Source organism: Rhizobium sp. K33, from assembly GCF_056501445.1.
Map to the genome: position 1 here is coordinate 1,298,047 of NZ_CP096478.1, position 14,160 is coordinate 1,312,206.

At 62.6% G+C, this 14,160-nt stretch carries 13 protein-coding genes and 1 tRNA gene; 9 read left to right on the plus strand and 5 right to left on the minus strand.

Features of this window, described 5'->3' with window-relative positions; translation table 11 throughout:
- Positions 1–79: 79 nt before the first annotated feature.
- Positions 80–343, plus strand: coding sequence for a PilZ domain-containing protein (locus tag M1E12_RS06460; RefSeq protein ID WP_479564107.1), 264 nt, complete (start codon positions 80–82; stop codon positions 341–343).
- Positions 344–424: 81 nt separating this feature from the next.
- Positions 425–510: transfer RNA gene (locus tag M1E12_RS06465), tRNA-Leu, on the plus strand.
- 7 nt (positions 511–517) lie between these two features.
- Here M1E12_RS06465 and M1E12_RS06470 read toward each other — a convergent pair.
- Entirely contained in the window at positions 518–964 is a 447-nt protein-coding gene (locus M1E12_RS06470) for a hypothetical protein (protein WP_479564108.1), read from the minus strand.
- A 357-nt stretch (positions 965–1,321) separates the two neighbouring features.
- Here M1E12_RS06470 and M1E12_RS06475 point away from each other — a divergent pair, with 357 nt between their 5' ends.
- The 3 genes from M1E12_RS06475 to M1E12_RS06485 all read left to right on the plus strand — a co-directional run bounded on the left by M1E12_RS06475 (position 1,322) and on the right by M1E12_RS06485 (position 4,105).
- Positions 1,322–2,356, plus strand: a complete 1,035-nt coding sequence (locus M1E12_RS06475) for an ABC transporter substrate-binding protein (protein ID WP_479564109.1) — start codon at positions 1,322–1,324, stop codon at positions 2,354–2,356.
- A 145-nt stretch (positions 2,357–2,501) separates the two neighbouring features.
- On the plus strand, positions 2,502–3,290 hold the full coding sequence (locus M1E12_RS06480; RefSeq protein ID WP_479564110.1) for an ABC transporter ATP-binding protein: 789 nt from the start codon (positions 2,502–2,504) through the stop codon (positions 3,288–3,290).
- A complete protein-coding gene (locus M1E12_RS06485; RefSeq protein ID WP_479564111.1) occupies positions 3,287–4,105 on the plus strand; it encodes an ABC transporter permease in 819 nt (272 codons plus the stop codon). The genes M1E12_RS06480 and M1E12_RS06485 overlap by 4 nt, the downstream gene beginning before the upstream one ends.
- 30 nt (positions 4,106–4,135) lie before the next feature.
- Here M1E12_RS06485 and M1E12_RS06490 read toward each other — a convergent pair whose 3' ends face one another.
- Positions 4,136–4,750 (minus strand): hypothetical protein, encoded by a 615-nt coding sequence (locus M1E12_RS06490; protein ID WP_479564112.1) that lies wholly within the window; start codon positions 4,748–4,750, stop codon positions 4,136–4,138.
- 95 nt (positions 4,751–4,845) lie between these two features.
- Positions 4,846–6,300, minus strand: a complete 1,455-nt coding sequence (locus M1E12_RS06495; protein WP_479564113.1) for a TrkH family potassium uptake protein — start codon at positions 6,298–6,300, stop codon at positions 4,846–4,848.
- 132 nt (positions 6,301–6,432) lie between these two features.
- Between M1E12_RS06495 and ilvA the strand changes: the two genes are divergently transcribed.
- Positions 6,433–7,647, plus strand: coding sequence for a threonine ammonia-lyase (ilvA, locus tag M1E12_RS06500; RefSeq protein ID WP_479564839.1), 1,215 nt, complete (start codon positions 6,433–6,435; stop codon positions 7,645–7,647).
- On the opposite strand, the gene M1E12_RS06505 is transcribed toward ilvA, so the two are convergent.
- Positions 7,640–8,629: an alpha/beta hydrolase gene (locus tag M1E12_RS06505; RefSeq protein ID WP_479564114.1), complete on the minus strand. Its 990-nt coding sequence runs from the start codon at positions 8,627–8,629 to the stop codon at positions 7,640–7,642. The genes ilvA and M1E12_RS06505 overlap by 8 nt on opposite strands.
- Positions 8,630–8,744: 115 nt before the next feature.
- On the opposite strand from M1E12_RS06505, the gene M1E12_RS06510 reads away from it, so the two are divergent.
- Together M1E12_RS06510 and amt are read left to right on the plus strand one after the other, a co-directional pair.
- On the plus strand, positions 8,745–9,065 hold the full coding sequence (locus M1E12_RS06510) for an HlyU family transcriptional regulator (RefSeq protein ID WP_479564115.1): 321 nt from the start codon (positions 8,745–8,747) through the stop codon (positions 9,063–9,065).
- A 99-nt stretch (positions 9,066–9,164) separates the two neighbouring features.
- On the plus strand, positions 9,165–12,410 hold the full coding sequence (amt, locus tag M1E12_RS06515; RefSeq protein WP_479564116.1) for an ammonium transporter: 3,246 nt from the start codon (positions 9,165–9,167) through the stop codon (positions 12,408–12,410).
- 60 nt (positions 12,411–12,470) lie between these two features.
- On the opposite strand, the gene M1E12_RS06520 is transcribed toward amt, so the two are convergent.
- Entirely contained in the window at positions 12,471–13,082 is a 612-nt protein-coding gene (locus M1E12_RS06520; RefSeq protein ID WP_479564117.1) for an FMN-dependent NADH-azoreductase, read from the minus strand.
- Positions 13,083–13,212: 130 nt separating this feature from the next.
- Between M1E12_RS06520 and M1E12_RS06525 the strand changes: the two genes are divergently transcribed.
- Positions 13,213–14,148 (plus strand): LysR family transcriptional regulator, encoded by a 936-nt coding sequence (locus M1E12_RS06525; protein ID WP_479564118.1) that lies wholly within the window; start codon positions 13,213–13,215, stop codon positions 14,146–14,148.
- Positions 14,149–14,160: the final 12 nt, after the last annotated feature.

Consider the following 14,160-nt stretch of genomic DNA (forward strand, 5'->3'; position numbering starts at 1 on the left):
TGCCGATCATCGAAAGGGTGGGTTAGGCGGCCTGATGCATCATCATGGTTGTAATGCATAGCATATTTGGACATCAGCCATGACCCAGCCAGAACGCCGCCGCCAGCCACGCCTGAGGGCCCTGAAAGCCGGTCGCGCCATCCTCCCGGGCGGCCATTCGACCTTCGACTGCATGATTCGCAATCTCTCGCCTGTTGGAGCCAAGGTGACCTTCGAATCGACCGTCGACATTCCCCAAGAGTTCCGCCTCCGCTTCGAGGACGGCACGACACATGACTGCGCGGTCAAATGGCGCAAGGAACGCGAACTTGGCGTCGAATTCCTCGATGCGCTGGGAAGTTGAGTGACCGATGACACGGGGCAGGGCGCAGCATCGCACCGCCACCCTTGACGCATCCGCCGAACTGACCGAAACAGGGCCCGCGCGGACGTGGCGAAACTGGTAGACGCAAGAGACTTAAAATCTCTCGGCCTTAGGTCATGCGGGTTCGATCCCCGCCGTCCGCACCATGCCTTCCTAATTGAAAGATATGAGTGCGAGTACGTCTTGTGATGCAGAAGACAGAACGAGCCCAACGGTAAACAGCGCGACGCCGGCCTTCTCAGAGGGAATGCCTTTGGCAAGACTTCTTGTTTGAATATCTTTGATATCAGCGATTTCTTGAGTGAGATGTAGCCGATCACTTTGATTTTCGGCGCGAACACCTGAAAATTGCGCTGCAATTAATTCGGCTTGAGAGTTAATCTGTGTTTCTAAGCGCTTCAGTTCCTTCTCTGATGCAGTAACCCTTTCATCCAGGGTCGTGTCGTTCGCACGAGAAATGACTGTCGAGACTGAGACCTGAGATTGCGATGATATAGAAATTGCCCCAAGCGCAGTGTCGACTGAGCCGTCAGTTTGATGGGAGAAGCGACGCTTCAGTCTCGACCAGTGGAATTGGATAGCCGAAATCGTGGCGCTCATCAGATCGGGTTCGGAGAACAGGCGCGATCTAGCGTTTAATCCGCTGTATGTAATCCAAAAACCTCCGAGTTGGAGCGCGATCCCAAGCCATCTAATTCTTTGTTCGGCGTCAAGAAAAGCGAAACACGCTAAGTAGATGACAATTACACACAGTAGACCTGAACGCATTGCGACTGCTCCCGTGCCCCTTAGCAAAGTTCCTAGCATATACCGGTCACTCCGGATGTACGCCAGCGTTGCCTGATGCGCCAAATTTGTGCAGATCCAATATTGACGAAAGTTTGAGCATTTTCCGCTTTGCGGGCTCCTTGTTTCCTGCTTTGATGCGCCCATCAAAAAACAAGGGGAGCAAAATCCATGATCTCAAGACGTCTCTTTTCGGCGGCCGTTGTTGCGGCGGGCCTGCTCGCCGGTGTGACGTTGCCGGTCGGGCAGGCGCATGCGGAAACCGAAATCAAGTTCACGCTCGACTGGAAGTTCGAGGGGCCGGCGGCCGGTTTTCTGCTGGCGCTGGACAAGGGGTATTTCGCCGCGGAAGGGCTGGATGTGACGATCGATTCGGGCAATGGCTCGGTCGAGGCGATCCCGCGCGTGGCAACCGGCGCCTATCAGATGGGCTTCGGCGACATCAATTCGGTGATCAAGTTCCTCGATGAAGACCCCAGTCAGAAGGTCAAGGCCGTGATGATGGTCTATGACAAGCCGGTCTTCTCGGTCGTCGGCCGCAAGTCGCTCGGCGTGACCGAGGATCCGAAGTCGCTCGAAGGCAAGAAGCTCGGCGCGCCGCCACCGGATGGCGCCTTTGCCCAGTGGCCGGCCTTCAAGCAGGTCGCCGGCATCGACGACAGCGGCATCACCATCGAAAGCATCGGCTTTCCCGTGCGTGAGCCGATGCTCGCCAAGGGCGACGTCGACGCCGTCTTCGGCTTTGCCTTCTCCGTCATCCTAAACCTCAAGGCGCAAGGGATCCCGGCAGACGATATCGCCACCATCCTGATGGCCGACAATGGTCTGAACCTCTACGGCAACAGCGTGCTGGTGAATTCCGATTTTGCCGCCGAGAATCCGGAGGCCGTCAAGGGCTTTCTGAAGGCGCTGGCCAAGGGCTTTGCCGATGCGGTCGCCAATCCAGAAGAGGGTGTGGCCGCCGTCCTCAAGCGCAACGAGACGCTGAACGCCGACATCGAGAAGGAACGTCTTGATATGGCCAACGCCATGAACATCAAGACGCCCTATGTCGTCGAAAACGGCATGGGCAGTGTCGACATGACCAGGCTCTCCGCCTCGATCGAGACGCTGAAGGTCTCGATGGGCCTGAAGGGCAATGTGAAAGCCGAGCAGGTCTTCGACGCGAGCTTCCTGCCGGCCAAGGAAGAGCGGATGTTGCCTTGATGGTAACACCCTCCCCTTGAGGGGGAGGGTCGAACCGCAGGTTCGGGGTGGGGTGACCCTTTCGCCAGATCACCCCACCCGCTGCTTCGCAGCGACCTCCCCCTCAAGGGGAGGTTGGGAAATCCCCTTTTGACCGGAGCCCTTGATGTCTCACCTCGTTTCCATCGACAATGTCGACATGCGCTATGGCGGCGCGGATGGCACGCTGGCCGTGTCGGGCCTCACCATGCGGGTCAACAAGGGCGAGTTTGCCGCCGTGGTCGGTCCTTCAGGCTGTGGCAAGTCGACCCTGATGAAGCTCGTGACGGGGCTGCATATTCCGCAGTCGGGCGTCGTCATCGTCGCTGGCCAGCAGGTGACCAAGCCCGTGTCGATCGTCGGCATGGCTTTCCAGAATCCGACCATGCTGCCTTGGCGCACGACGCTCGAAAACATTCTCCTGCCGCTCGAGATCGTCGAGAAGCACCGCCATCGGCTGCGGGCGAACAAACGGGAATATGTCGAAAAGGCCGAGAACCTGCTGGAGATCGTCGGTCTGAAGGGCGTCGGCTCTAAATTCCCCTGGCAGCTGTCGGGCGGCATGCAGCAGCGCGCCAATCTCTGCCGGGCGCTGATCCACGAGCCGGAACTCCTTATGCTCGACGAGCCCTTCGGCGCGCTTGATGCCTTTACCCGCGAGGAGCTCTGGTGCGTCATCCGCGACCTGCATGCGGCGCAAGGCGTGACCATCGTTCTTGTCACCCACGACCTGCGCGAGGCCGTCTTCCTCGCAGACCGGATCTTCGTGATGAGTGCGCGACCGGGCAAGGTGGTGAAGGAACACGCCGTGCCCTTCGCGCGGCCGCGGGATCTGGAGCTGATGTATCAGACGGAGTTCAACGACATGGTGCATGTGCTGCATGGCGAAATCGCAAAGGCGAGGGTGGCGGCATGAGTGTCACGATCGAGACGGCGCCGACCCGGCCTGTGGTGAAGCCCCTGGCGCAGCGCATCAACTGGGTGCGGGCGGCACCCTTCCTCTACACGCTGGCGCTCTTTGCCGTCTGGGAACTGACGGTTATCGCGCTTGACATGCCGCCGACCATCCTGCCGGCTCCCTCGAGGGTCTTCGAGGCGGTGGTGCAATACTGGTCGCCGATCTGGAAGAATTCGCTGCAGACGCTCTATACGACGACGCTCGGTTTTTTGATCGCGGTGGTCGCCGGGTTGGCGCTCGGCCTCTTCATCGGTTGGTCGAAGACCATCTATGCCGGGCTCTACCCCCTGATGATCGGCTTCAACGCCATCCCCAAGGTGGCGCTGGTGCCGATCCTCGTCATCTGGTTCGGCATCGGCACGGTGCCGGCGGTGCTGACGGCCTTCCTGATTTCCTTCTTTCCGATCGTCGTCAATGTCGCGACGGGGCTGGCGACGATCGAGCCGGAGACGGAGGACGTGCTGCGGGCGCTGGGCGCCAAAAAGCTCGACATCATGCTGAAGGTCGGGATCCCGCGCTCGATGCCCTACTTCTTCGGCTCGCTGAAGATCGCGATCACGCTCGCCTTTGTCGGTTCGGTGGTCTCCGAGACGGTGGCCTCGAATTACGGCCTCGGCAACATGATGAGCTCGGCCCAGAGCCAGTTCAACGTTCCGCTGGTCTTTGCCGGGCTGCTGGCGCTCGCCGTCGAGGGCATCGCCATGTATGCGCTGATGGCCTGGCTCGAAAGGCGCATGACCGGTTGGGCGCACCGCTCCACCATGGCCAATTGAAGGGAAACGCTGGGCGCCCGAAGCGGGCGTTCAGCTCTTGTCCTTCAGGGTAAAGGGCAGCTCGAAGGGCGTCGAGCGCTCGGCGATCACGTCGTTCACCGTATAACGCAGCACATAGCCGCCGGGCTTGGCACCTGCCACATCGAGGGTGAGGTGGGTGTAGACCTCGACAGCATCCGAATGGGCGGTGAAGGTGAAATTGCCGAATTCCTTCTGCAGCGCCAGCGTCTTGCCCTCGTCATCGGTGAGCTCGAGATCGACGGTGAAATGCGACTGGCGCTGGTTGTCCGGTGCCGGCTGCCATTTCAGCCCGGTCACCTCGACATAGGTGATGAGCTTCTCGCCGGTCATGAAGACCGGTTCGGCCTTGGCCTCATAGGCGCGATAGGCGCTCGGCACTTCCGTGACGAAGAGCGCCCGCGGCACGGTGAGCGGCAGGGTCTGGCTGAAGGCCGCAAGGCCGGAGCGGATTGCCTCGAAGGCGCCGCGGGCGTCGTTCTGGGCGGCGAGCCGTTCGGCCTCGATCGCGGCATCGAGCAGCGGGCCGGCCATGGCCGGCGCTACCGTAAGGGGAGCCACCGTGACAAGAGCGCTGACGAAGGCGGCGGCGAGGGGGCGGCAACAGCCGGCGGAGGTGATGGTCACGTGATTCTCCCGCTTGGTCGTGAGCGGGAGTGTGGGAAAAAGGGCCTGAGCGCGTCAAGCGCCGAGGCAGCCCGCGCCATCACGTTGGCCTGATATCACGAGCGCCAGAACATCGGCACGAGCAGTACCATGACGGTCAGGACTTCGAGACGGCCGAGCAGCATGGCAAGCGACAGGACGTAGAGTTCCGGATCCTGCATCATCGAGAAATTGCCGGCCGGGCCGATCAGCGATCCGATGCCAGGGCCGACGTTCGACAGCGCCGTGATGACCGCCGAGGAGGCCGTGGCGAAGTCATAGCCGGCCAGCGCCATGGCAAGGCTGCCGATCACCCAGATGAAGATATAGGCGCTGAAGAACAGGAAGACGGCGCGCTGCGTGTCGGCGTCAACGATCTGGTTTCCGTAGCGCACGGAATAGACGGCATTCGGATAGATCAGCTTCTTAAGGCCCGTGACGATGATGTTGAACAGGATGACGAAGCGATAGGCCTTGATGCCGCCGGCGGTCGAGCCCGAGCAGCCGCCCATGAAGGTGGCGAAATAGGCCGCAGCGACGGCAAACGGCCCCCAGAGCGTGTAGTCCTCGCTGGCATAACCCGTGGTCGACAGGATCGACGAGAAATTGAAGAAGGAATGCGACAGCGCAAGCGGCAGGTCCACGCCGTTGCGCAGATGGTTGTAGAGGGCTGCCGCAATCGCAAAGGCGGCGAGATAGCCGAGGAAGACGAGGATCTGCGGGTCGCGCAGCGCATCGAGCCGGCCCTTGATGAAGAAGACGATCAGGATCGAGAAGGGCAGGCTGCAGACCGTCATGAAGAAGGTTGCGATCCAGCGCAGCGCATAGCTGTCGAAATAGGCGAACGACGCATCATGGGTCGAGAAGCCGCCCGTCGCGATGGTCGTCAGCGCGTGGTTGAGCGCATCGAAATGGCTCATGCCGAACACGTCATAGGCGATCATGCAGATGAGGGTGATCGCGACATAGATGGCAACGAAGGCGCGGGTGAAGGTGGCGATGCGGGCGAACGGCTTGTCGCCGATGTCGGACGATTCCATCTTGAAGAAGGAGACGCCGCCAACCCGGAGGAAGGGCAGGACGAAGAGGCCGAGCGCCACGATCCCGATACCGCCGAGCCACTGCAGCAGCGAGCGCCAGACGAGAAGCCCCGGAGCCATGTCGTCGAGCCCCACGAGCACGGTCGAGCCGGTCGTGGTGATCGCGGAGACCGATTCGAACAGCGCCTGGGCAAAGGTCAGGTCGAGTTCGGAGAAGAAGAGCGGGATGGCCCCGACGAGCGAGAAGACAGCCCAGAGCACGTTGACGAGCAGGAAGCCCATGCGTTTGGAAAAGGCCGGCGGCGGTCCACGCGTTGCCATGGCAGCCGTGATCGACAGACCGCCGACCATGGCGGCGGCTACGGTGAAGACCGACCAATGCGGATCGCCATAATAAAGGTCGACCATGGCCGGGATGAGCATGGCAGTAGAGAGATAGAGACCGCAAAGCGCGGCGATATAAACGACGGAGCGGAGCAGATTGGTATTCAAGGAATGACTTCCGTCTGTTGCAACGCAAAGAGGCTTTGTCTCTGCCCGATGTCTATGCCATAGCGGGGCTCGTTTAAAAATTCAACGGAGGGCGACGTGAGCCCCAGTCAAGTCGATGAAGCGCTGGAGGCGATGCGTGGCCTCTTTCCGGAAACACCGCTGCAGCTCAATGAACATTTGAGCGCCCGCTATGGCGCCAATGTCTATCTGAAGCGCGAGGATCTGACGCCCGTCCGGTCCTACAAGATCCGCGGTGCCTTCAACTTCTTCCGCAAGATCGTCGCCGACAGCCCCTCCGGTACCACCTTCGTCTGCGCGTCTGCCGGCAATCACGCCCAGGGCTTTGCCTATGTCTGCCGCCATTTCGGCGTTCAGGGCGTGGTCTTCATGCCGGTGACCACACCGCAGCAGAAGATCGACAAGACCCGCATCTTTGGCGGCGAATTCATCACGATCCGGCTGGTCGGCGATATCTTCGACCAGTGCTATGCCGCCGCGCGCGAGCATGTCGAGGCGATCGGCGGCTATATGGTGCCGCCCTTCGACCACCCCGATATCATCGAAGGCCAGGCGACGGTGGCAGCCGAGATCCTGCAGCAATTGCCGGACGGCGTGACGCCGGATCTCGTCGTGATGCCGGTCGGCGGGGGCGGACTGTCCTCCGGCATGACCGGCTACATGGCGGGTCGCGTCTCTACGGAGGCGATGATCTTCTGCGAACCGGCAGGTGCCCCGAGCCTGAAGAAGAGCCTGGAAGCCGGCAAGGTGGTGACGCTGCCCAAGGTCGACAATTTCGTCGATGGTGCCGCCGTCGCCCGCATCGGCGACTATAATTTCGAGGCGCTGAAGACCTTCCGTCCGGATCAGGTTCTGATCGTCCCGGAGAACGCGATCTGCGTGACCATGACCGACATGCTGAATGTCGAGGGCGTGGTGCTCGAGCCGGCGGGTGCCTTGGCGCTGGCAGCGCTCGATCTTCTGCCGCGCGTCGCCCTGAGCGGCCGCACGATCGTCGCCGTCGTCTCCGGCGGCAATTTCGACTTCGAGCGCCTGCCCGACGTCAAGGAACGGGCCATGCGCTATGCGGGCCTGAAGAAATACTTCATCCTGCGCCTGCCGCAGCGCCCCGGCGCGCTCCGCGACTTCCTCAACCTGCTCGGCCCCGAGGATGACATCGCCCGCTTCGAATACCTCAAGAAGTCGGCCCGCAATTTCGGCTCGATCCTGATCGGCATCGAGACGGGCAAGCGCGAGAACTTCGCCGAGCTCTTCGACCGCTTCGATCAGGCCGGCCTCGGCTTCGAGGACATCACGGAAAACGAGATCCTCGCCAATCTGATCATCTGATGCCCTGTTCGCCGAGCCAGCCGATTATGGTCTGCGCAATCGGTTGGGTGGTCTGAGGCGAATAGGTGTCGCCGGCAATGACATGATTATTGGCGTCACCGGTCGGCCCGGGATCGACCAGCCGGTGCGGCCCGCCCCAGCGCGCGGAGACGGCGGCAGTGCGGTCCGGCCTCACCACCTTGTCGTCCGCCGACTGGATGAAGAGGGCAGGGATGTTGATGTTTTCCACCGGGGTATGCGTGGCAAGGCGGACGGACTGCGCCATGGGGATCAGGGCGCTGACCGGGTAATCGGTCGTCCAGTTGTGCGCATTGAGCGGGCTGATCGGCTCGAAGCCGCGCCTTTCGCCCAGCAGCAGCCGCGCAAGCTGCGCGCCGAAGGGGCCGGTCAAGAGAAAGCTGCCTGAAGCCTGGACGCCGTAATTGGGCGACAGGAAGACCGACGCCGCCACGTTTTCGGCAAGCCGCGGCCGGGCGAGTGCCCAGGTGACCAGCGAGGCGCCTGTCGATGTCGAGATGACCACCACCTTGTCGCCGAGCAGCCTGCCGATGGAAAGCGCTTCGCCGATATCACCCGCCCAGTCCTCGATCGTGGCGCGCCCCATCGCATCGGCATCTTCAAGCCCGTGACCGGCAAGCCGGGTGAAAAAGAGGTTGGCGCCAAGGGCCTTGGCAACGAGATCCGGCAGGGGGCGAATTTCGGCCGGCGAGGCGGAGAAGCCATGAACGTAGATCACTGCGACAGGCGTTTTCTGAGGCTCGGTTGGGTCCGCCCAGACGATCTGCTTGCCGAGCCCCTTTCGGATGGGGCCGAACTTGGCTTCTTCTGCGGCAATCAGAGTGTCGAGAGCCTGGGGCGTGGTGTCGGCGCCAAGCCGCGCCTCGCGCTCCAGTTCGAGATTCGGCGGCAGCCGGTGAATCACCGCGAGGGTCGCGATGACAACTGCGATCACTGCAAGCATAAGTCCCATGATGCGCCGCATCCCCGTTCTCCCCGTGGTCCCTCCCGACCGCGGCCGACCTTAGCATGACCGTCGGAGACGGAAAGCCGCGCGCGCTGCTCTTCCTCGCCGTTGTCAGCTGTGTTACGGGAGATGCATGTCGATCCTGTCCAGCATTCTCTCGATGTTCACCGGCGGCTCCTCGTCCGAGGCCGCTGCCAAGCCGATGGCCGAGCCGCAGACCTACAAGGACTGCGTCATTCATGCCGAACCGATGCGCGAAGGCAGCCAGTACCGGTTGGCAGGCCGCATCGTGAAGACGGTGGATGACCGTGTCCTGGAGCGGAAGTTCATTCGCGCCGACGTCTTCACCTCGCTTGACGATGCGCTCGACTGCACCTTCCGCAAGGCGCAGCAGATCATCGATCAGAACGGGCCCGCCCTGTTCGGCGATGGCGAAGAGACACGCATCGTGTGAGTGTGCAGTGACTTACCGCGAAGAATAGTTTCTTCGCGGTCACTGAATGTTAATGATGCAGCGCAACACTCAATCCGAGATATTGCTCGGGTTTTTCAAGTGATTATTGCGTTTTGCTCCCGCCTGTCCCCCCGTCTTGGCTTGCTGGTTTCGGGCGCTGCCCTGGTGGCGGCAAGCCCCTCTGCCGCAGCCGGTGACACCGCAGCCGCCATCACGGCCGCCAAGGCCTCGGCCGATCTCGCCTGGCTGATGGCCGCGGGCGGCATGGTGATGATGATGCAGGTCGGTTTCCTGCTTCTCGAAGCCGGCATGGTGCGCTCGAAAAACTCGATCAATGTCGCGCAGAAGAACCTCCTGGACTTCGTCTTCGGCGTCGTCGGCTTTGCCGTCATCGGCTTCATGCTGGCCTTCGGAAGCTCGGGCGTCCTGCCGATCGGGCTCGATGCGGATTTCTTCCTGTTGCATGACCTCGACAGCTGGCTTGCCGGCTTCTTCGTCTTCCAGGTGATGTTCTGCGGCACGGCGGCCACCATCGTCTCCGGCGCCATTGCCGAACGCATGACTCTGTCGGCCTATGTGCTGGGATCGATCATCCTCTCGACCCTGATCTATCCGATCTTCGTACACTGGACCTGGGGCACGGCAATCGGCCCGAACTCCGGCGCTTTCCTCGCCAATCTCGGCTTTGTCGATTTCGCCGGCTCGACCGTGGTGCATGCCACCGGCGGCTGGGTGGCGCTGGCCGCCTGCCTGGTGATCGGCGCACGGCGAGGGCGTTTTGATGCCGAAGGGCGGCCCGTCCGCATCGCCGGCAACAATCCGGTGCTCTCCACGACCGGGGGGCTCATTCTCTTCTTCGGCTGGATCGGTTTCAACGGCGGCTCCACGCTCGCCGCCAATGCCGATGTTGCGCCGATCATCCTCAACACGGTGCTGGCAGGTGGCATGGGCACCTGCGTGGGCTATGTCATCGGGGCCAAGCAGGATGGCGTCGTGCTGCCGGAAAAGGCGCTGAGCGGCATGCTCGGCGCGCTCGTTGCTGTAACCGCCGGCTGTCATGTGCTCGATCCCGGCGGTGCGCTCTTGATCGGCGCGCTCGGCTCGATCGTCGCGCTTTATGGCAACCAGTATGTCGAGCAGAAGCTGAAGGTGGACGATGCGGTGGGCGCCGTCGGCGTGCATGCCTTTGCCGGCGTCGCCGGCACCGTGGCCCTGGCACTGCTGGCGCCGGTCGAGCGCCTGCCGGCCGGAAGCCGCTTCGATCAGCTCTATATCCAGATCTTCGGCTCGGCGCTCAATTTCTACTGGGCCTTCGGGCTGGGCTACGCCTTCTTCTGGACGCTGAAGAAGCTGGTGCCGATCCGCGTCTCGGCCGAAGACGAGGATATCGGTCTCAACGTCGCCGAACATGGGACACGGCTCGGGGTTGGCCATGTCGAGGACGCGCTTTCAAAGCTCGTCTCGGGCAAGGCCGATCTCGGGGATCGTCTGGCAGTCGACCCGGGCGACGAGGCGGAGAAGCTCACCCGGCTCTTCAACAGCCTGATGGACAATATCCAGCAACAGGAGCGCAGCCGCAGCGAGCTGGAGGCGCAGGTGCGTGATCAGGAGGAGGCCGAGCGCGTGACGGCGCTCGCCAATGCCACCTTCGAGGCGATCGTGATGCACGAGGATGCCGTGATCATCGACGGCAACGAGCAGTTCGAGGTGCTGACGGGGCGCACGGTGAAGGAGCTGGTCGGCACCTCCATCCTCGACCTCGTCGACGACACCGGTCGCCGGCTTCGCATCGACGATCCAAATCCCACGCCGGATGTCTCCCGCGAATTCCACATCGTGAGGGCAGACGGAACCGCGATCCCCGTGGAGGCCCGGGGCCGCAACATCGAGTATCGCGGCCGCCACATCCGCATCAGCTGCCTCGTCGACCTGCGCGAGCGCAAGGCGGTCGAAAGCCGGATGCGCCACCTGGCACAGCACGACCCGCTGACCGGCCTCGCCAACCGGGCCCTGTTCACCGAAACCCTGGCCGCCCATGTCGAACAGGCGAATGACGGCTGGGGTTGCGGTATCCTGCTCGTCGACCTCGATCACTTCAAGGACGTCAATGACCTCTACGGCCACCCGGCCGGCGACGAGGTGATCCGCGAGACGGCACGGCGGTTGACGGAGATCATCGGCCCGTCGGACATGGCCGCCCGCCTTGGCGGCGACGAATTCGCAGTCATCCTTGGCAATTGCCATTTCGAGGCGCAGATCGAGGATGTCAGCCGCCGTCTGATCGAAGCCTTCCGCAAGCCCTTCGATACGGGGCAGGGCGAGCGCATCCGCTGTGGCATCAGCCTCGGTGGCGCGCTTTGCCCCGAACATGCAAGCGAGCTGGACGAGTTGATCGGCCGCGCCGATGTCGCGCTCTACCACGCCAAGAAGTCTGGCCGGAACACGTTCCGCGCCTACCGCAAGGGCATGGACGAACTGATCGAGAAGCGGCGGGCGCTGGAGGCCGATATCGAGCGGGGGCTGGAGCGGGGCGAATTCGAGCTCTATCTGCAGCCGCGCGTCGGTGCGCTCGATGGGGCGATCGTCGGTTATGAGGCCTTGGTCCGATGGAAGCATCCGGATCGCGGCATGGTGCAGCCCGGTGACTTCATTCCCGTGGCCGAAGTCTCGGGCAAGATCATCGAGCTTGGCGAATGGGTCCTGACGGAGGCCTGCCGCCTGGCGGCCGGTTTCCCTGACAACCTGCATATCAGCGTCAATGTCTCGCCGGTCCAGTTCCGCCACCCGCAGTTCCTCGACAGGATCGAATCGATCCTGAGCATGGCGGAGGTCTCGCCGCATCAGCTGGAACTCGAGATCACGGAAAGCGTCCTGATCGATGACGATCAGCGGGCGCGCCTCATTCTCGGGCATCTGAAGACGCTGGGTCTGAGGATCGCACTCGACGACTTCGGGACGGGATATTCTTCGCTCAGCTATCTCAGCCGCTATCCCTTCGACGTCATCAAGATCGATCGCAGCTTCGTTTCGGCGCTGGGAACGGAAGAGACAGCAGATGCCATCGTGCGCACGATCATCGATCTCGGCAGCGGGCTTGGTATGCGGGTCGTGGCGGAAGGTGTGGAAACGGTGGAGCAGGCGGGCTATCTGAGTGCCGCGGGCTGCGATGAGCTCCAGGGCTATCTCCTCGGACGGCCGCAACCGGTGGCGCAGGTCGATGCGGAGATCAGTCCGACAGTGGCGGCAGAGTTGAAGAGAGTGGCGCGGCTTTCGGCGCATCGCGGCAAGCGACTGTCCCGGGCGGGGAACGAGACAGCGCTTGCACTCGCGGCAAACGGCAACTGAAGGTCCTTGCCGTCTGCATCAGGGACGCGGCGGCCATGAGGCCGCACGCGATTGATAGGATCAGGCGGCGCGGGCCAGTTCTTCGACTTTGGCCTTGGCCGAAGCAACGGCCTTTTCGGCGGCTTCCGGACCATAGGCGACGCCTTCGACATAGACCGTCTCGACCAGCTCGATGCCCATGAAGCCGAGAACCGTCTTCAGGTAGGGCTCGGCATGGTTCATCGGCGCGCCAGGGCCGGAGGAGTAGATGCCGCCGGCGGCGAGCACGAGATAGGCCTTCTTGCCCTTCGCGAGACCGACCGGGCCGTTCTCGGTGTAGCTGAAGGTGAGGCCGGCGCGGGCAATGTGGTCGATCCAGCTCTTGAGCGACGAATAGATGTTGAAGTTGATGAGGCCGGTGCCGATGACGATCGTGTCGGCGGCCATCAGTTCTGCGACGAGCTTGTCGGAGAGGGCGACAGCCTCGGCCTCTTCGGCGGTACGGGCGTCAGCCGGCTTGCGAATGGCAGCGGTGAAGGTGCCGTCGACATGGTCGAGCTGGGTTTCGACGAGGTCACGGCGGACCAGCGTGCCGGTTTCACCGGCGAACTTCTCGGCGAGGTCGGTCGCGATCGCGTTGGAGAGGGATTCGGAGCCGCGCGGGCTGGAGGTGACGAGAAGGATGGAAGACATGTGCAGTACCTCGGATGTTGGAGGGCCCTTGGGAGCAGGCCTGCCATGCATCTATGCCCGAGCACGCATCAGTAAAACTGTGATAATCTAGATTGATCATATCGAATAACTGGATGGATGCCCAAGCGCGATGGATGCCAACCCGACCCTCGACCAGCTGCAGGTCTTTCTCGCCGTTGCCGATGCGGGCAGCTTTTCTGCTGCGGCCCGGCAGCTGAACCGGGCCCAGTCGGTGGTGAGCTATACGATCGGCAATCTTGAAAGCCAGCTCGGCGTCTCACTTTTTGAACGGACCGGCACGCGCCAGCCGCGGCTGACCGAGGAGGGCCGGGCGATGCTGACCGATGCCCGCCGCATCGTCGGCGACCTGCAGGTGATGCGAGCCAAGGTCCGCAGCATGCATCAGGGGCTGGAGGCCGAGCTGTCGATCGCCATCAGCGTACTTGTGCCGACCGGAGTTTTGCTGGCGGTCCTGCGGGAGTTTCAGCGGCAGTTCCCCTCGGTTTTGCTGCGGCTGGAAGTGGGCGAACTCGGCCGGCTGGTCGAGCTCGTCATGAGCGGCAGGGCAACGATCGGCATCGGCGGCGCGCCGACCCGTCAGGACGATACCTTGATCGTCGACCGCATCGGCCACAATTTCCTGCTGCCGGCAGCCGCAGCCGACCATCCCTTGGCGCAGCGCCGGGGCACGCTGTCGCTGCAGGATGTCCGCGAGGAGACGCAGATCGTCGTGAGCGACGCCTCCGATCTGACCTCGGGCCGGGATTTCAACGTCTTGTCCTTCAAGACCTGGCGGGTGAGCGACATGGCAACCAAGCACCAGCTGATCCGTGGCGGCCTCGGCTGGGGCGGACTGCCCGCCTCAATCATCCGCGAGGACATGGCGAAGGGTCGGATCGTGCATCTCGACCTGCCGGCCTATGAGCAGGGCTCCTACAATCTCTATGCCATCAGGCGGACGGACAATCCGCCCGGGCCGGCCGGCACCTGGCTGATCCGGGCCTTCGAGGAGCAGCTGTCGAACTGCCCCGCCGAAGCGACGCCGCTGCTTGCGAAAGCAGTTTAAGGAATCGATTCA